This window comes from Streptomyces antnestii (assembly GCF_004005495.1).
GTDB lineage: Bacteria > Actinomycetota > Actinomycetes > Streptomycetales > Streptomycetaceae > Streptomyces > Streptomyces antnestii.
This window is the reverse complement of record NZ_RZYA01000025.1, coordinates 119,731-136,668: the sequence shown is the minus strand read 5'-3', so window position 1 is coordinate 136,668 and position 16,938 is coordinate 119,731. Positions and strand designations below refer to the sequence as shown.

Below are 16,938 nucleotides of genomic sequence, written 5' to 3'. Positions count from 1 at the left end.
CTAAGCCTCACAGCGCCGATGGTACTGCAGGGGGGACCCTGTGGGAGAGTAGGACGCCGCCGAACTAATTTTGATAGAAAGCCTCAACCCCCGAGTGGAAACTCGGGGGTTGAGGCTTTTTTGCGTTCACGAGGTTCTGTTCCCATAGGGTCTGCGCCATGGACTCCGACGTGAAGTACACCGTGCGCCCTGTCCGTGCCGAGGAATGGGCGGAGGTACGGGAGCTGCGGCTCGCGGCGCTGCGGGATCCCGCGGCGCCGATCGCCTTCGTGGAGACGATAGAGGAGGCGTTGGCGCGGCCCGAGGAGTTCTGGCGGGAGCGGGCCGGGCGGTTCGAACTGGACGGTTCCTCATGGCAGTTCGTGGCGGAGGCGGCCGACGGGCGGTGGCTGGGGTCGGTTACTGCGCGGATCGAGGAGGCGGGTGAGCCGGCGGCGTTCGGGCGGGTGAGCGAGATGCGGCAGGTCCTGCTCGTCGGGGTGTTCGTTGCCGAAGGGTGGCGCGGGAGCGGGATGACCGAGGCGTTGTTCAGGGCCGCTGTGGAGTGGGCCTGGTCCTTGGAGGGCCTGGAGCGGGTGCGGCTGTTCGTGCATGAGGACAACGAACGCGCGCAGCGCTTCTATCAGCGGTTCGGCTTCGTCCGTAGCGGGGTGCGTGAGCCGGTGCCGGCCGATCCCGCGAAGTCCGAGTGGGAAATGGTGCTCAAGAGGGGCTAGCGCGCCGGGAGTTCGGTGTGGGGCCAGCGGGAGCGGGCCTGTTCCTGGGATCGGAGGAGGGCCAGGGTGGGGAGGCCCCGGTCCGTTCCCGTGGACAGGAGCTCAGGGAGTTGGGGAAGCGGGGCCACCGCGGCGACGTCGTCGAGGACGAGTGTCATTGGTGGGTCGAGCCGACCGGCGGATGACCGTTCGGCCATGCGCCGGCCGTGCTCGACCACGCTTGAGGCGAGGGCCGTGAGGAGGGGCATCGCGCCCGGGTCCGCCTTGGGATCCTCGATGGCTTCACCCACCAGATACAGCGTGCCCCCTTCATGGACGAAGGAATCCAGGGTGAGCGCATCAGTTCGGTTCGGGGTGCACGCCTCGCGGATGTGCACCGAGAGGAGCGAGGACAGGGCGCGCGAGGTCAACTCCTGGGCCATGTCCCGGCGTTCCGGGTGCGAGGTGAGCGCTGCCTCCAGCTCTCCCGCCGCGCCGGCCGCCGCCTTGGGGCTGGTCCGCAGGATGCGTACCGCCTCCTGGACCTGGGTGCCCTGGGCCCAGCGGTGTACGTGGCGGAAGGGCTTGTTGTCCACGGCTGCGGCGTGCAGATAGCTGCGCAGGAGCGTTTCCGCCGTGTCCGCGGTCGCCGCGTCGAGCCTGGCGGTGGGCCGGGTCGGGGCGAGGAGGGCGGCCGCCCGGGACGTGGCCGTCGGCTTGTCCTCGCAGCCCCGTGCCGGGTTCCAGTGGAGGCGGGCCGGGGTGTCGCAGAGGTGGGCGGGGTCATAGACGAGTACGGGCCCGAGCTTCGAGCGGGCGTCCTTCGTCTCGGCCCACACGCTCGGCGACGACGTGACGACGAGGACGGGGCCCTCGGCGTCCCTGATGGCCTGGATGGCTTGAGGGGTACGGCTGTGAGCGGGGCCGAGGATCACGGGCCCGCGTTGCTGGGGCAAGGGTGAGGGTGCGGGTTGTTCCGGCGCGGGCTGGGGCAGTTGAGACTGCGCGGGCTGCGGCTGCGGCTGCGGGATTACGGGTTCCGGGGCTACGGGTTCCGGGGCTACGGGGTCCGGGGCTACGGGTTCCGGTACGGCCTCGCTCACCTTCTTCCCCCTCCTCCGTACCGCCCGCCACCGCGTCACCGTCCCCGCCACGAACACGGCGAGCACGATCAGTACCAGGACCTGGCCGATGAACAGGCCCCAGAACAGCCCGTATCCGGAGAGCTGGGCGGCCGGGGTGTCCGGCCAGGCGGCCGGCAGGTCGTGCGGGCGGCCGATGAGGGCGCGCATGGCGACCGGGGTGTTCCGGATCGTCACGCCGTCCGGCCAGGCGCCCTTGGTGAACAGGCCAGAGAGGCCCGTCGCCGTCCAGACCATGAGGGTCATGCCGAGCAGGAAGGCGAGCACGCCCAGAAGCAGCCCGTCGGGAATGCCGCGCTCCCTGGGCGCCGGGCCACCCCGGCCCCCGCCCTCACGCTCGTACTCGTACTCGTACGCGTCCTGCCGCCGCATGCCGTTCTCGCTCTCGCCCACCCCCGTCAGGGGTTCGTCAGGCCACCGTCGACTCCGACGAGTCCTTCAGCCGGTCGCCCATCTGCTGTTCCACGAACGCCGCCGCCCGTTCCTCGGCCTCCAGTTCGGCGGCGCGCAGGGCGTCGTCGTCGCTGATCGTGTCGCTGGAGGATTCCGTCATGGCGCGGTCGGTGAAGACCAGCGGGCGTTCCGTCTCGGTGACGAGGTGCTTCACGACCTGGACGTTCCCGTTCACGTCCCAGACGGCGATGCCCGGTGTCAGGGAGGGGATGATCTCGACGGCCCAGCGTGGCAGGCCGAGTACGAGACCGGTGGCGCGGGCCTCGTCGGCCTTCTGGGCGTAGATGGTCCTGGTGGAGGCCATCTTCAGGATCGCGGCGGCTTCCTTGGCGGCGGCCCCGTCGACGACGTCGCTGAGGTGGTGCACCACCGCCACGAAGGACAGGCCGAGGCGCCGGCCGAACTTCAGGAGGCGCTGGAACAGCTGTGCCACGAAGGGCGAGTTGATGATGTGCCAGGCCTCCTCCACGAGGAAGATGCGCTTCTTGCGGTCGGGCCGGATCCAGGTGTGTTCCAGCCACACGCCGACGATCGCCATCAGGATCGGCATGGCGATGGAGTTGCGGTCGATGTGGGAGAGGTCGAAGACGATCAGAGGGGCGTCGAGGTCGATGCCGACCGTCGTCGGGCCGTCGAACATGCCGCGCAGGTCACCGTCGACGAGCCGGTCGATGACGAGGGCGACGTCGAGGCCCCAGGCCCGTACGTCGTCTATGGCGACGTTCATCGCCTCGGCCGACGAAGGCTCCGGGTGGCGGAGCTGTTCGACGATGTCGGTGAGGACGGGCTGGCGCTCGACGATGGTCTCGTTGACGTAGGCGTGCGCGACCTTGAGGGCGAAGCCGGAGCGTTCGTCGAGCCCGTGCCCCATGGCGACCTCGATGATCGTCCGGAGCAGCGCGAGCTGCCCGGTCGTCGTGATCGCCGGGTCGAGCGGGTTGAGCCGGATGCCCATGTCGAGGGCGGCGGTGGGGTCGAGCCGGATAGGGGTTATCCCCAGCTCCTGCGCGATGAGGTTCCATTCGCCGACGCCGTCCTCGCCCTGTGCGTCGAGGACGACGACCTGCCGGTCCTTGAACCTCAGCTGCCGCAGGACGTACGTCTTCTCCAGGGCCGACTTGCCGTTGCCGGACTCGCCGAGGACCAGCCAGTGCGGGGCGGGCAGCTGCTGCCCGTACAGCTGGAACGGGTCGTAGATGTAGCCCTTGCCGGAGTACACCTCGCGGCCGATGATGACGCCCGAGTCGCCGAGGCCGGGGGCGGCCGTCGGCAGGTAGACGGCCTGGGCCTGGCCCGTCGACGTACGGACCGGAAGCCGGGTCGTCTCCACCTTCCCGAACAGGAAGGAGGTGAAGGCGTCCGTGACCATGGACAGCGGATCCCGCATGTCAGCCCCTGCCTCTACCGTCGGATGCCGGTCGCGAACGGCAATGTGTTGACGAAGGCCCGGTGGTGCTCGCGGTCGCACCACTCCAGCTTCAGATAGGACTTGCCGGCGGAGGCGCGGATCGTGCGCTTGTCGCGCGCGAGGCTCTCCGGTGAGCGGGAGGAGACGGTGATGTAGCCGACGAGGTTGACTCCGGCGGCGCCGCTGGCGAGGTCCTCGCCGCGCTGGTCGAGGCGGCTGTTGGCGGCGACGTCGCGCGGGTCGACGGTGCGGTTCATCTTGGCCTGGCGGCTGGCCTCGGCCTCGTCGTTCGTCTTCTCCGTGAGCATGCGTTCGATGGCGACCTCGGTGGGTTCGAGGTCCATCGTGACGGCGACGGTGCGGATGACGTCCGGGGTGTGGACGAGCAGCGGGGCCAGGAAGTTCACGCCGACCGGCGTCATCGGCCACTCCTTCACCCAGGCGGTGGCGTGGCACCAGGGCGCGCGCGTGGACGACTCGCGCGTCTTGGCCTGCAGATACGTCGGCTCCATCGCGTCGAGCTCGGCCGGCCAGGCATTACGTTTCGTCATCGCCTGGATGTGGTCGATGGGATGGTCCGGGTCGTACATGGAGTGCACGAGCGAGGCGAGCCGCCCCTGGCCGAGCGGCTGGCGCACCCGGATGTCGGCCTCTTGCAGCCGCGAGCAGATGTCGGTCAGCTCGCGCGCCATGACGACGGCGAGCCCGGCGTCCCGGTCGACCTTGCGGCCGCTGTGGGGACGGGCCGCGCGCGCCATGGCATGGGCCTCGGCGGCCAGTTCGCGCGTGAAGTGCATGCAGGCGACGAGGTAGGCGCGGTGCTGCTCGCTGCTGGTCGACACCATCGACTGGAGCTGGTTGTACGACTCCTGCAGCCAGCCCGGCGCGCGGTCGTGGCCGCGTACGGCGACGTCCTTGGCGTGGGCGTCGGGGTCGGCCGGGAGCGTGCGGGCCAGCATCTGGATGCGGGTGACGAACCCGTCCCCGTTGGCCACGTGCTTGAGGAGCGTCCCGAACCGGTCGACCAGCGCCTCCTGGTCCTCCGAGTCGCGCAGCCCGACGCCGGGCCCCTCGATCTCGATGGCGGCGGTGACGGTACGCCGGTCGGCGTGCAGCAGTACGGCGATCTCGTCGGGCCCGAACGGCGCCGAGAGCCAGGTGAGCCGGCCGATGCCGGGCGGCGGCCCGATCTCCACCTCACGTCCGTCGAGTCCCACCCCGGCCTCGATGGCCCGTGACCGGTACGTCGTCCCGCGCTTGAGCTGCCGCTTGTAACTGCGGTTGATCTCGAACCACTTGTAGAACGTGCGGTGCTTGTACGGGATGTAGACGGCGGCGATCGCGAGCAGCGGGAAGCCCAGGAGCAGCACGATGCGCAGCGACAGGGCGGGGACGAGCAGCCCGCACATCATGCCCAGGAAAGCGCCCCCGATGATGAGGGCGATCTCGCCGGTCTCGCGGTTCCGGCCGACGATGGCGTTCGGCCGGGCCCGGCCGATCAGATACGTACGGCGGGGCGTGACCGGATGGGACACATGGGACTGGGTCGTCAACGCCCTGCACCTCCTTGCCGATTGCTGTTGCCGGTGTTCCCGCCGCTACTCCGGTTGCCCGCGTGCGGCGTGTTCGTGGGACTCGTACGGGGCGGGGGTGCGGCGGAGGGGACAGATCCGCCGCCACCGCCACTGCCCCCGGATGAGGGGCGGGTGCTGTGTGCGGACACGCCTCCCGACACCGGGTTCGCGGGGCGGGCCTGGGACTGGCCGCCGCCGCTGCCGCCGCCACCGTCCGCGCGGGCGCTGTGCGTCTTGATGCCCTGCGAGACGAGTGCGGCGGGGGAACTGATGACCGCGGCGGCCTTGCCCTCGGCGCCGCGCATGATGCGGTTGTTGCGGCCGTTGGCGATCTCGTCGCCGAAGCCGGGTACGAAGCGGTAGATCATGCCGCTGGCGAAGATGGCAAGGAGGACGATCGCGAGCCCGGACACGACGGCGGCCAGCGAGTCGGGACCGTTTGACGACGACAGCGCACCGGCGAGCCCGAGGACGATCACGATCACCGGCTTCACCAGGATCACCGCGATCATCACGCCCGCCCACCGGCGGACGTGCCCCCAGAGGTTCTTGTCCACGAGCCCCGCGTACACGACGACGCCGAGCAGCGCGCCGACGTAGAGCATCACGGCCCGCAGATACAGCTCCAGGTAGAGGATGCCGGCGGCCAGGATCGACACGAGCGAGACGACGATCAGCATGATCGGCCCGCCCCCTATGCTGTCGCCCTTCTTCAGCGCGCCGGAGAACGTCCCGAAGAACGCGTCCGTCTGATTGCCGGTCGCCTTCGCGAGCACGTCCGACACCCCGTCCGTCGCCGATACGACGGTGTAGAGGATCAGCGGCGTGAACGCGGACGCGAGCACCGTCAGCCACAGGAACCCGATGGCCTCCGAGATCGCCGTACTGAGCGGCACGCCCCGGACGGCCCTCTTGGCGACGGCGAGCAGCCACAGCACCAGCGTGAGGATCGCCGACGCGGCGAACACGATCGCGTACTGCTGGAGGAACTTCGTGTTGGTGAAGTCGACGTTGGCCGTCTGCTTGATGGACTCGCTGAGCTTGTCGATGGTCCAGGAGGCGGCGTCGGCGCAGCCCCTTGCCAGGGAGGAGAGGGGGTCCAGGGGGTTGGTGGTGCCGGGAGGTGTGACGGGGGAGCCACCGCCGGAACCGGTTTTTCCGTTGCCGCGTTCGCAATATTGCTTTGCGGGGCCGACGATGAGGTCGCACTTGTCATCGGCGGGCGCCGCGTAGGCACGGGTCGCCAGCAGGACGGCCGCGGTCTGGACGGTCGCCGCGGCGGCGGTGAACTTCAGCAGAGCGCGGCTACCGGGCATAGGTGAAGCCTCCGTACTTCTGCACGGCCCTGGCGATCTCGTCAGCCGAGGAGATCTTGTTGTCGCCGTTCACGGGGGACGGCCCGTCCTTCTGGGAGAAGCTCTCGACCTTCCAGTCGCCGTCCACCCACCTCAGCTGCAGCGTCATCGTGAACCAGTCGTTTGTGACGGGGTTCTTCGCGCTCTCACCGGCCATACCGAAGGCACCCGTGCACCAGACCTCCGTCGTGGCCGTGCCATCCGAGTACGCGGTGGTCTTGGTGCCGACGGGGGCAGTGCGTGACACGTAGGTCTGGCCGGCCGGCGCGTTGCCGTTCGTGTCCAGACCCAGGCGGCTCAGGAAGTCAGGGGTGTACGCCTTGTTGAACTTGGCCTCGAGCTCGGCGGTCTTGTCGGCGACGAACAGCTGCCTGACGATCTGCGTACGGCGGTCCGGCTTCAGAATGTCGGCCGAAACCAACGCCACCGCGTAATTCGCGGCAGCGCTCTGCGCGCCCTGTTCGTCATGGGCGAAGCCCGAAGCGACCGGCTTCGTGCCGGTCGGGGCCGTCGCGGACGCGTCCGGCTTCTTCGCGTCGCCACCCCCCGAAGGGGAATCGCCCCCGCCCCGGTTTGCGAACGCGATCGCCCCGATGAGCAGCACCACGACCCCGACCACCGTGATCAGGCTCCGCGACGACGACCTGACCGGAGGTCTGCCGTCACCCTGACCCCCGTCGGGAAGCCGCGTGCGGGTCTGGCCCGTGCCGCCGTACAGGCCGTCGTCGTCATGGCCGTCGCCCAGACTCATCCCGCGTACGCCCCCTCAAGCTCGTGCTGAACCGCCACGTACGACGGTAGCCGCGCGGCATTCCGCGCGGGCGCGGTGTGGTGACTCGACATCAGGGAGTTGCAACCTCGGTGCAGGTGTGGCCGGAGCGGGCGGAGACGGCGGCTAGATCGCCATGCCGTACACAATGGTGAAGAGCGTGCCGAGCGATCCGATGATGAATACGCCGGTCAGGCCCGCGATGATCAGGCCCTTGCCCTGTTCGGCACTGAACGTGTCGCGAAGCGCCGTCGCGCCGATCCTTTGCTTGGCCGCGCCCCAGATCGCGATGCCCAGGCACAGCAGGATCGCCACCGCCATCACGACCTCGACCATCACCTGAGCTTCCTTGCCCAAGTTCTGGAACGGGCCCCAGTCGGGGGCGATTCCGCCGATGATGGTGTCGATGTTGCCTTTGCCGGCTGCCAGCAGCATGTGTAACTCACCGCCCCATGTGGGTAGTTCTGTCGCCCCCGCCGCAGCGCAGAGGTCAGGCCCATTCTTGCCCAGATCGCCGCGGATGCCTGCCGACTTGGCGCCATTCCTTGGCCGAGTTCGTACGGTCACTCTGTGTATCACGGAGAGTCACCTGGGGCAATGAACCTCAGCTCTGCGCCGTGACCTGATCGGTGACGATTCGTTGGCCACTTTTCCGCTGCGCGGTGCGGGGGGTCCCTGGTCAGGGGTCCTGTCGGGCGGTGTCCTCCACGAAGTGGTCGAACTCGCCCGCCTGGACACCGAGCACGAACGCGTCCCACTTGCTCTGCGTAGTCGTGACGACGGTCTCGGGGTCCGAGGTCTCGCGCAGGTACACGAGGTCGTCCGGGCCGAAAGCGATCTCGATCCAGGGGCCGGGGCCCTCGGCGTCCTCGGGCGCGGCCCGCTCCCAGGTGAGGTCGGCGGGTACGTCAGCCATGGCTCTCCTTGAGGGACCGGACCAGCTCGGCGAAGGCGCCGGGGGCGGTGGTGAGTATCGCTCTGCTGGGGTCGGCGCTTTCGGTGAGATGGACTCCGTCGGTGGTTTCGGCGACGTGCACGCAGGAGTTGCCCTCCGCGCAGTAGGACGACTTCTGCCAGTTCAGATCCGGCACTTCGGGCTCCTTCACAGGTCGTGGGCGATGGAGTGGATGAAGTCCTGCGACTTCGCGGGTGTGAGCGAGGCGATCTCCATCCGGTCGAGCAGGACGCGGTACTTGTGCAGCTGCGCCTCGGCGTCGAGGAAGACCGGGCCGTGTGACTGGTCGAGGTTCACGGTGTCGAGCTGGGGCACGGGCCCCTCTGAGTAGTAGATCGACTGCCCGGAACCGGCCAGGACGCCGGTGTCGAACGGGATGACGCGGATCGCGATGTGCTCGCGCTCGTTCATGTCCAGCAGGTGCTGGAGCTGGGCGCGGGTCACGTCGCGGCCCCCGAGCCTCATCCGCAGGGCCGCCTCGTGGACGATGACCTGCTGCGGGACGGGGGACTCCTGGAAGACAACGGCCTGCCGCTTGATCCGGAACGAGACGCGGTGCTCGACGTCGGGCGGTGGGAGCTGGGGGACGCCCTGGCGGAAGACCTCGCGGGCGTACTCGGTCGTCTGGAACAGGCCGGGGATGTGCACCGTCACGGCCGAGCGCAGGCGCATCGAGTTCGCTTCGAGCTCGGCGAGGTCCAGAAGGGCAGCGGGCAGGATCTCGCGGTACTCCTCCCACCAGCCGCGGACGCGTTCGGCCGCCATGCCGACGAGGGCATCCACGAGCGCCTTGTCTCCGCAGTCGTACTGGCAGGCCCAGGTGCGGACGCGTTCGGGGCTCACGCCTGCGCGGCCGGCCTCGACGTTGCTCATCTGGTTCTGCTTCACGCCGAGCAGTTGACTGGCCCGGGTCGAGGAGAGGCCGGCGCGTTCGCGGAGTTTTCGCAGCTCGGCTCCCAAACGGAGATGACGGCCCGTCGGGTTGGTCCGCACTACTTGTCCGCCTCCTTGGTCACCCACATGGGTGGCAGATAAGGAATCTCACGCGATCCGTATAAGCACTTACATAGATGTCGCTACCTTAATAACGCCAACTCCCCACGCCAACCGGAGACTTCCATGGCAACCGTATCTCCGCCCCCCTGGACCTACGCCCTCCATCTCCCCCACGACCCCCGGGCCCCCGGCATCGCTCGCGCAGCGCTTCGCGTCATCCTCGACGCGCATGGGCTCGCCGACCTCCGCGACGACGCGGAACTGCTCGCCTCCGAGCTCCTCACCAACGCCCATCTCCACACCACCGGCGCGTACGGGCTGCGGCTCGCGCCCCGTAGCCCCGGAGGGGTCCGCGTGTCCGTATGGGACTCCGACCCCGAGATCCCTCCAGGGTTCCATGTAGGGGAGAACGCGCCACGTTCGGCCGAGAGCGGGCGCGGGCTGCATCTCGTGCGGGCGTGCGCGGACGCCTGGGGCGCGTACTCCCTGGGCGCGACCCATCGGGGCAAGCTGCTGTGGGCCGAGTGCCGAAACGAGCCAACGGGATCGACTCCCGCCGTATCGCCGCACCCGCATCTAAACTGACGCGGTGGACTCCGGGGCGGCGAAAGGCGGTTGACGGTGCGTAAGGCGTGGGTCGTCGGGGGCGCGCTCGCCGCCGGGGGGACCGGGTTCGTGACGCTGCTCGTCGTCGGTACGTACATGGCCGCCGGGAGTCTCGCGAGCGGCATCGGCAAGGGGGCCGTGGGGCTCGCCAAGGGCGCCGTGCCGACCGCGTACCAGTCGATCGTGCAGGAGTGGGGGAACCTCTGCCCGGCGATCAACCCGGCGCTCCTCGCCGCCCAGCTCTACCAGGAGAGCGGGTTCAACCCGAGGGCGAAGAGCCCGGCGAAGGCGCTCGGCATAGCGCAGTTCATCCCGGGGACCTGGGCCGCGCACGGGGTCGACGGGGACGGTGACGGGGACCGGGACATCTGGGACCCCAAGGACGCCATCCCCTCCGCCGCCTCGTACGACTGCTCGCTCGCGAAGTACGTGAAGGACGCGCCGGGCGACCAGACGAAGAACATGCTCGCCGCGTACAACGCCGGCGCGTACGCCGTCATCAAGTACGGGGGCGTACCGCCGTACCGCGAGACGCAGAACTACGTGAAGACGATCACGACCCTGGAGAAGAGCTTCGCGCGGCCGGTCGGCCGGGTGCAGCCGTCGCAGCAGGCGGCGGGGGCTATCTACTTCGCGCAGAAGAAGCTCGGGACCCCGTATCTGTGGGGCGGGAACGGGACCGCCGACCAAGGCGGCCGGTTCGACTGCTCGGGGCTGACCCTCGCCGCGTACCGGGAGGTCGGGGTCCAGCTGCCGCGCGTGGCCAACGACCAGTACAACGCCGGGCCGCACCCCAAGCGGGACGAACTCCTGCCCGGTGACCTCGTCTTCTTCTCGGACGACCTCACCAACAGCCGCGCGATCCGGCACGTCGGGATCTACGTCGGCGGCGGCTACATGATCGACGCGCCGCGCCCGGGCGCCGTCATCCGTTTCGACCCCGTGGACACCCCTGACTACTTCGGGGCGACGCGGGTCACCGAGGACGGCGCGAAGGCCCTGCCGAGTACGAGCCCGGACGGGAACCCCGAGGGCAACCCCGAGCGGAACCCCGAGGTGTGACCGGTACGGAACTCTCCGTCAGAGCCCTGCCCTGAGCTGCGGCTTCGTGTCTCTCTTCGATAACGTCTGCGTGATCATTCGGTGGAGTGCGGAACGTAAGAGGGGGGACCGTGCGTTCCTTTTGCTGAGCCGATCGCGGAGTGACGACGACCGCGGATCTACGACCACGGGGGTGGACGAGCGGCGCACACCAGGTGCGCCCATGGAGCGAGAAGACGAAGGGGCCGCAGCGAGATGGCTGTTCTGGCTGGAGTCATGGCACTCGGAGCCTCCGGGTCCAACCCCGACGTCGGTCTGCTCTACGACATCAACGGCCTGGCCAAGGACGCGCCCGGCTGGGTCGACCACACGATGGCGTTCATCGGCGAGTACGGGCTGCTGCTCGCCCTCGTCCTGCTCACGCTCTGGGCCTGGTGGGGCGTGCGGAAGCGGGACACCCTCGACGACGCGGCCTCGTCGGTCGCCTCCGTCGTGTGGGCGCCGCTCGCGGCCGGGATCGCCGTCCTGGTGAACGTGCCGATCCGCGGGTTCGTCGAACGGCCGCGGCCCTTCGTCGACCACGACGGCATCGACATCCTCGTCCACGGCAAGTCCGACTTCTCCTTCGTCAGCGACCACGCGACGCTCGCCATGGCCATCGGCGCCGGACTCTTCGTCGCGCACCGCAAGTTCGGGCTCATCGGCATCGGGCTCGCGGTACTCGAAGGGTTCTGCCGGGTCTTCATGGGCGTGCACTACCCGACCGACGTCGTGGGCGGGTTCGCGCTCGGTACGGCGGTGGCGCTGCTTCTTTCGCCCCTCGCGTCGGCGCTGCTCACTCCAGTGGCGCGGGCCGTGGGGCGGACGCGGCGGATGGGGTGGCTGGTGTGGTCGCCCGGTGCGGGGGCCGTGCCGGGGGCTGTGGGGATTCCTGAGGCTCGGGAGTCCGAGGAGCGGGATCTGGCGGCGTAGGGCGTTCGGTCTTCTCGCCGCGGCTCTCACGGCGGCTCTCTCGGCGGTCCTCGCGGTGGTTTTCGCGGCGGAGGAGTGTGGCGCCGGCGAGTGCGGCGGCGGCCGCGACTGCGGCGGAGGTGGCGGCGAGCGGGGCCGCGTCCGGGTGGGTCGAGTCGTCGTCCAGTACGGCGGCTGTGGTGACTCCCAGGGCGAGGGCGGCGGCCGCGGCGGCGGCGGTTATTCGGGGCGAGTTCTTCATGGGTCCAGCGGAACGCTGCGGTGGGGTTTGGGCTAGTCGTGGGGGCCGTCTGTGTGGGGTTTCCGCTGGAATGGGCGTGCGGTTTTGCGCAGTTCCCCGCGCCCCTTGAGGGGGGGCGGTTTGTCGCTGCGGGGCGGTGGGGGTTGTTCGCGCCCACGCGGCGGAGCCGCAGAATGTCACAGCCCCGCGCCCCTTACGGGGCGCCTCACACAGGGCGGATCAGGCAGCGGGTCAGAGGGACTGCGGGAACTTGAAGAAGGCTGTGGGGTCGTACTGCTTCTTGACCGCCGCCAGGCGCGTCGTCGCGTCGCCGTAGTAGGCCTGGCGCCAGTTCGTAAGGGTCGGGTCCGTGTAGTTCTGGTAGGCCGCGCCGGACGCGTACGGGCGCATCGCGTTGTGGGTCGCGTTCAACCAGGCCGTCGCCGTGCTGCCGGACGTGCCCGCGCGCCAGGACACGATGTACTGCGCGAGCATCCGGGAGCGCCGGTGCACGAACGCCGTGGCCGTCGGGTCCACGCGGTTGATCGCCCCGCCTAGCGCCGTCAGCGCGATGCTGCCCGCGCCCGCGGCGACGTTCTCCATCTTCGAGAACATCGCGCGGATGCCCGCCGAAGAGATCGAGCGGTCGAAGAAGTCGGAGCGGGCCGCGTACGTCTCGCGCTGCAGCGCCCCCTGCGGGCTTCGCCCCGGGGTGGCGCCCGGCAGGTGGCACTGCGCGTCCTCGGCGAACGCCGAGCAGCCCGCGTACACCTCCATCGACTCCTCGTACGAGCGGCGCTTCAGGAAGACGTTCGACGCGGGGCCCGGGCCGCCGGGGCCGTCGGCGAGGCGGTCGACGGCGTTCTGGAGCTCGCGGTACGTGCCGAGGGAGAACGCGGCGATCGATATCGTCGGGCGGCCCCCGACCGCGTTCGCGATGTGGCACGACGACCAGATCTCGTCGGGCTGCGACGGCCCCCACTCCTGCCAGGCCTTCAGGACCGCGGTGGCCTTCGACCAAGGCCACGTCATGTACGCGGAGACGGCCTGCGGGGCGGGGTGGGTGCGGAAGCGGAGTTCGGTGACGACGCCGAAGTTGCCGTTGCCCGCGCCGCGCAGGGCCCAGAACAGGTCCGGGTTCTGGGACTTGTCCGCCACTACCTGCTTGCCGTCGGCCGTGATGAGGGTGGCCTGGGTGAGGCTGTCGCACGTCAGGCCGTAGGCACGGGAGACGACGCCGTGGCCGCCGCCGAGGGTGAGGCCCGAGACGCCCACGGTGGGGCAGGAGCCGGCGGGGATGGTGACGCCCTTCGCGGCGAGCGCGCGGTACACGTCGATGAGTTTGGCGCCGGCGCCTACGACCGCCTCGCCGGCGGAGGCCCTGATCGTGGAGAGCTTGGACACGTCGAGGATCAGGTGGCCGTTCCCGGACGACCAGCCGGCGTAAGAGTGGCCGCCGTTGCGGATCGAGACGGGGGTGTGGTGCGCGCGGGCGTAGGCGAGGGTGGTGCGGATGTCGTCGGGGTGGGCGACGTAGGCGACGGCGGTGGGCTTCAGGGTGTCGAAGCGGGTGTTGTAGAGCTGGTGGGCGGCGGGCCACTTGGGGTGGCCGGGGGTTATGAGGGTGCCGTCCAGGTCTTGGGCCAGGGCTTTGAGGTTCGCGCTGACGCTCGCGCTTGCGCTTGTGCCGTGGATGCGGGTGCCGGTGCCGGTGGGGGTGGTGGGGGCCTTGGCGCCGCTGCCTCCAGGGGTGTCGGCGGCGCTGCATGCGGTGGCCGTGCCGGCGGCGAGTGTGGCTGCGCCGGCCGCTATGAATGTTCGCCGCTTCATGGACGCCTCCCCGTTGTTTTCCCGGGGTACGAGACGTCTTTGCGGCGCGGTGGGTTCCACGTGGGTGGGAGCGGTTGGCGCCGATGTGCCGTTGCCCGGCGCGTGGGCTGTGCCCACCCTCCCCCAACTCTCGGCTTCGCTCGAGCCGGGGGGACCCCCATCGCCCCTGGCGGACCAGCTGCCCACAGAAGTGAGGGAAGCGGGTCAGGTCGTGAGGGTGTGCTGGGCTGCGTCCTCTCGCGCCTTTGAGCGGGCTCTGCGGGCCGGGCCTCGCCAGCCGCAGGTGCAGCGGGCCAGGCAGAAGCGGCCCTGTTCGGCCGTGGTCGTGTGATGGGGCTCGGGGGGTTCGGACTGCTCTTGTGCCACGGGTCAACGGTACGCGTGACGGGTGCAGGCAATCGTCGTTATCCGGTCGACAAAGGGGCCGCGGACGCTCGGACATGCTTGGGGGCAGACAAGCGATGGTGCAGCAGCACGGACGCGCAGCACAGGCGGCCGCAGCGGCCGCGGCGGTCGGACTGACGTTCCTCACCACCGGGTGTTCCGCCGACGCGCAGGCGGACAACGAGAGCGTGGCCGGCGCCACCGCCGCCGTGCACCGCGCGGCCGACCGGCTGGTCCGCGAGGGCAGTTCCCAGGCGCGTACCTCGATGGAGATGGCCACCGGCGGCACCCGCGTCACGATCCGCGGCCAGGGCGTCTACGACTACCGGGCGCACGTCGGGCGGCTGAAGGTGGTGCTTCCGCAGGATCCTTCCGGCGTCGCCGAGCACCGCCCCATCACCGAACTCCTCGCGCCCGGCGCCCTGTACATGAAGAACCGGGGCGCGGGCGTCCCCGCGGACAAGTGGGTGCGGGTCGAGACGGCGTCCCTGTCCGACGGGAACCTGGTCACCGGCGGCGCCACGGACCCGCTGGCCGCCGCCGAACTGCTGCGGGGCGCGCGCCGGGTGACGTACGCGGGGGAGAGCGAGTTCGCGGGGACGGAGGTCCGGCACTACCGCGGGATCATCGACATGGCGGCCGCCGCCCGCGCCGCCTCCCCGGCGAGCCGGCCCTCGCTCGCCGCCGCGGCGAAAGGGTTCGCCAAGGACCAGGTGCCGTTCGACGTGTACCTCGACGACCAGGGCCGGATCAGGAAGCTGCGGCACCGGTTCAGTTTCGTGAACACGAAGGCGGCGGGCACGGGGAAGGGGAAGGGCGGCAAGAGGGAAGTCGTGGATGTGGCGTCCACCACTCTTCTCTACGGGTTCGGCGTTTCCGCGAAAATCGAACTTCCCGACACAAAGGACATTTTCGACGGGAAGATCGCCGAGAATTAGCGGTCCGGAAATGGTCCGTCCGTGCCATGCGCAGCGCGTAGGCCGCTCCCTACTCTAGGAAGTCGGTTACGGCTACGGCTTACGGCTGGAAGAGGTGATGAACGTGGCTCCGGTGGGCGGCACGGCGGTTCATGACCACGTAGCCCTCGCCGAGATCGAGCTGTGCGGCGAATTGATCATCGCGGCGTCGGCCGCGGACGAGGACCGGCTCAGTGCGGACCGTATCGACGAGGTGCTCAGGGTCGCCGAGGAGTGGTGGCCCCGGGAGGGCGAGGACCCGAGGGACTCCTCGAGTCGACTCCTGAAGTCACCCAGGGACTCCTGAAGTCATGAGGGGCGCGGATCTCCGCGCCCCGTTCGTGTGTGCCGTCGTCGTATATGTCACAGACGGGTATGTCATGGACAGGGCGCGCGCGTCACGTGCGCAGCATCCGCGCGATCGCCTTCGTCGCCTCCTCGACCTTCGCGTCGATCTCGTCACCGCCCTTGACGGCGGCGTCGGCGACGCAGTGCCGCAGGTGCTCCTCCAGGAGCTGCAGGGCGAAGGACTGGAGCGCCTTCGTGGAGGCGGACACCTGCGTGAGTATGTCGATGCAGTAGACGTCCTCGTCGACCATGCGCTGCAGGCCCCGGATCTGGCCTTCGATGCGGCGCAGGCGCTTGAGGTGCTCGGCCTTCTGGTGGTGGTACCCGTGGATCCCGCGGTCGTGGTCGGTCACGATCCCGCCGTCGTGCTCGGTCCCGGCTCCGGTCCCGGCCTCGGTCCCGATCCCGGTCGCGTCCGTGGTCATCGCGTCCTCCCGTTGTATACCCCTGGTGGGTATATGATACCGAATTTGTCGCGGGTCCGGCGGGTTCGCGGGACCCCGTGCTGATCACTGTGTCTCATGGGCGACACTGGGGTATTGCCGGTTAGCCGTGGCCGGATGATGCGCCTAGCATCAGCCTGACCGAATCCAAAGCACCCCGAGGACCCCACGTGCGCTTTCGTCTGACCCCCAGGGAGACGAGCTTCTACGACATGTTTGCCGCATCCGCGGACAACATCGTCACGGGCTCGAAACTCCTGATGGAACTGCTCGGGGCGGATTCCTCCGCCCGGGCCGAGATCGCGGAGCGGATGCGGGCAGCGGAGCACGCCGGTGACGACGCCACCCACGCGATTTTCCACCAGCTGAACTCCTCGTTCATCACGCCCTTCGACCGCGAGGACATCTACAACCTCGCGTCGTCCCTCGACGACATCATGGACTTCATGGAGGAGGCCGTCGACCTCGTCGTCCTCTACCAGGTCGAAGAGCTGCCCAAGGGTGTCGAGCAGCAGATCGAGGTCCTGGCGCGGGCGGCCGAGCTGACCGCCGAGGCCATGCCGAACCTGCGGACGATGGACAACCTCACCGAGTACTGGATCGAGGTCAACCGCCTGGAGAACCAGGCCGACCAGATCCACCGCAAGCTGCTCGCGCACCTGTTCAACGGCAAGTACGACGCCATGGACGTGCTGAAGCTCAAGCAGATCGTGGATGTGCTCGAAGAGGCTGCGGATGCCTTCGAGCACGTGGCGAACACGGTGGAGACCATCGCCGTCAAGGAGTCCTGA

18 protein-coding genes and 1 rRNA gene are annotated in these 16,938 nt (G+C 69.4%); 8 read left to right on the top strand and 11 right to left on the bottom strand.

Features of this window, described 5'->3' with window-relative positions; genetic code table 11:
* A 5S ribosomal RNA gene (rrf, locus tag EOT10_RS43275) occupies nt 1–65 on the top strand; the annotation flags it as partial.
* Nucleotides 66–170: 105 nt separating this feature from the next.
* Nucleotides 171–716, top strand: a complete 546-nt coding sequence (locus tag EOT10_RS35585; protein WP_127832528.1) for a GNAT family N-acetyltransferase — start codon at nt 171–173, stop codon at nt 714–716.
* Here EOT10_RS35585 and EOT10_RS35580 read toward each other — a convergent pair.
* The 9 genes from EOT10_RS35580 to EOT10_RS35540 form a co-directional block, all read right to left on the bottom strand.
* Nucleotides 713–2,209, bottom strand: coding sequence for a type IV secretory system conjugative DNA transfer family protein (locus tag EOT10_RS35580; RefSeq protein WP_223281393.1), 1,497 nt, complete (start codon nt 2,207–2,209; stop codon nt 713–715). The genes EOT10_RS35585 and EOT10_RS35580 overlap by 4 nt on opposite strands.
* Nucleotides 2,210–2,246: 37 nt before the next feature.
* On the bottom strand, nt 2,247–3,677 hold the full coding sequence (locus tag EOT10_RS35575; protein ID WP_127832511.1) for an ATP-binding protein: 1,431 nt from the start codon (nt 3,675–3,677) through the stop codon (nt 2,247–2,249).
* 14 nt (nt 3,678–3,691) lie between these two features.
* Nucleotides 3,692–5,251, bottom strand: coding sequence for an SCO6880 family protein (locus tag EOT10_RS35570; protein ID WP_127832510.1), 1,560 nt, complete (start codon nt 5,249–5,251; stop codon nt 3,692–3,694).
* Complete coding sequence (locus EOT10_RS35565; RefSeq protein ID WP_127832509.1) at nt 5,248–6,588, bottom strand: hypothetical protein; 1,341 nt, start codon at nt 6,586–6,588, stop codon at nt 5,248–5,250. Before EOT10_RS35565 ends, EOT10_RS35570 begins: the two co-directional genes overlap by 4 nt.
* Complete coding sequence (locus tag EOT10_RS35560) at nt 6,578–7,378, bottom strand: DUF8175 domain-containg protein (protein ID WP_127832508.1); 801 nt, start codon at nt 7,376–7,378, stop codon at nt 6,578–6,580. Before EOT10_RS35560 ends, EOT10_RS35565 begins: the two co-directional genes overlap by 11 nt.
* A gap of 144 nt (nt 7,379–7,522) precedes the next feature.
* Complete coding sequence (locus EOT10_RS35555) at nt 7,523–7,831, bottom strand: DUF8827 family protein (protein WP_116512240.1); 309 nt, start codon at nt 7,829–7,831, stop codon at nt 7,523–7,525.
* Nucleotides 7,832–8,075: 244 nt separating this feature from the next.
* Entirely contained in the window at nt 8,076–8,312 is a 237-nt protein-coding gene (locus tag EOT10_RS35550; protein ID WP_127832507.1) for a DUF397 domain-containing protein, read from the bottom strand.
* Nucleotides 8,305–8,487 carry a DUF397 domain-containing protein gene (locus tag EOT10_RS35545; RefSeq protein ID WP_127832506.1) on the bottom strand — a complete coding sequence of 61 codons (183 nt, stop codon included), beginning with the start codon at nt 8,485–8,487 and terminating at the stop codon, nt 8,305–8,307. The genes EOT10_RS35550 and EOT10_RS35545 overlap by 8 nt, the downstream gene beginning before the upstream one ends.
* 11 nt (nt 8,488–8,498) lie before the next feature.
* Nucleotides 8,499–9,344: a helix-turn-helix domain-containing protein gene (locus tag EOT10_RS35540; RefSeq protein WP_127832505.1), complete on the bottom strand. Its 846-nt coding sequence runs from the start codon at nt 9,342–9,344 to the stop codon at nt 8,499–8,501.
* Nucleotides 9,345–9,470: 126 nt separating this feature from the next.
* On the opposite strand from EOT10_RS35540, the gene EOT10_RS35535 reads away from it, so the two are divergent.
* From EOT10_RS35535 to EOT10_RS35525, 3 genes are all read left to right on the top strand, one after another.
* Entirely contained in the window at nt 9,471–9,932 is a 462-nt protein-coding gene (locus EOT10_RS35535) for an ATP-binding protein (RefSeq protein ID WP_127832504.1), read from the top strand.
* A gap of 36 nt (nt 9,933–9,968) precedes the next feature.
* On the top strand, nt 9,969–11,015 hold the full coding sequence (locus EOT10_RS35530) for a C40 family peptidase (RefSeq protein ID WP_127832503.1): 1,047 nt from the start codon (nt 9,969–9,971) through the stop codon (nt 11,013–11,015).
* A gap of 255 nt (nt 11,016–11,270) precedes the next feature.
* Nucleotides 11,271–11,966 (top strand): phosphatase PAP2 family protein, encoded by a 696-nt coding sequence (locus tag EOT10_RS35525; protein WP_431313359.1) that lies wholly within the window; start codon nt 11,271–11,273, stop codon nt 11,964–11,966.
* A gap of 472 nt (nt 11,967–12,438) precedes the next feature.
* On the opposite strand, the gene EOT10_RS35520 is transcribed toward EOT10_RS35525, so the two are convergent.
* Nucleotides 12,439–14,016 (bottom strand): FAD-binding oxidoreductase, encoded by a 1,578-nt coding sequence (locus EOT10_RS35520; RefSeq protein ID WP_127832501.1) that lies wholly within the window; start codon nt 14,014–14,016, stop codon nt 12,439–12,441.
* Between the two features lie 461 nt (nt 14,017–14,477).
* Here EOT10_RS35520 and EOT10_RS35515 point away from each other — a divergent pair, with 461 nt between their 5' ends.
* Both EOT10_RS35515 and EOT10_RS35510 read left to right on the top strand, forming a co-directional pair.
* Complete coding sequence (locus tag EOT10_RS35515; RefSeq protein ID WP_127832500.1) at nt 14,478–15,338, top strand: SCO4651 family lipoprotein; 861 nt, start codon at nt 14,478–14,480, stop codon at nt 15,336–15,338.
* A 97-nt stretch (nt 15,339–15,435) separates the two neighbouring features.
* Nucleotides 15,436–15,663, top strand: a complete 228-nt coding sequence (locus EOT10_RS35510) for a hypothetical protein (protein ID WP_223281389.1) — start codon at nt 15,436–15,438, stop codon at nt 15,661–15,663.
* A 91-nt stretch (nt 15,664–15,754) separates the two neighbouring features.
* On the opposite strand, the gene EOT10_RS35505 is transcribed toward EOT10_RS35510, so the two are convergent.
* A complete protein-coding gene (locus tag EOT10_RS35505) occupies nt 15,755–16,129 on the bottom strand; it encodes a metal-sensitive transcriptional regulator (RefSeq protein ID WP_223281388.1) in 375 nt (124 codons plus the stop codon).
* Nucleotides 16,130–16,317: 188 nt separating this feature from the next.
* Here EOT10_RS35505 and EOT10_RS35500 point away from each other — a divergent pair, with 188 nt between their 5' ends.
* Nucleotides 16,318–16,938 (top strand): DUF47 domain-containing protein, encoded by a 621-nt coding sequence (locus EOT10_RS35500; RefSeq protein ID WP_127832499.1) that lies wholly within the window; start codon nt 16,318–16,320, stop codon nt 16,936–16,938.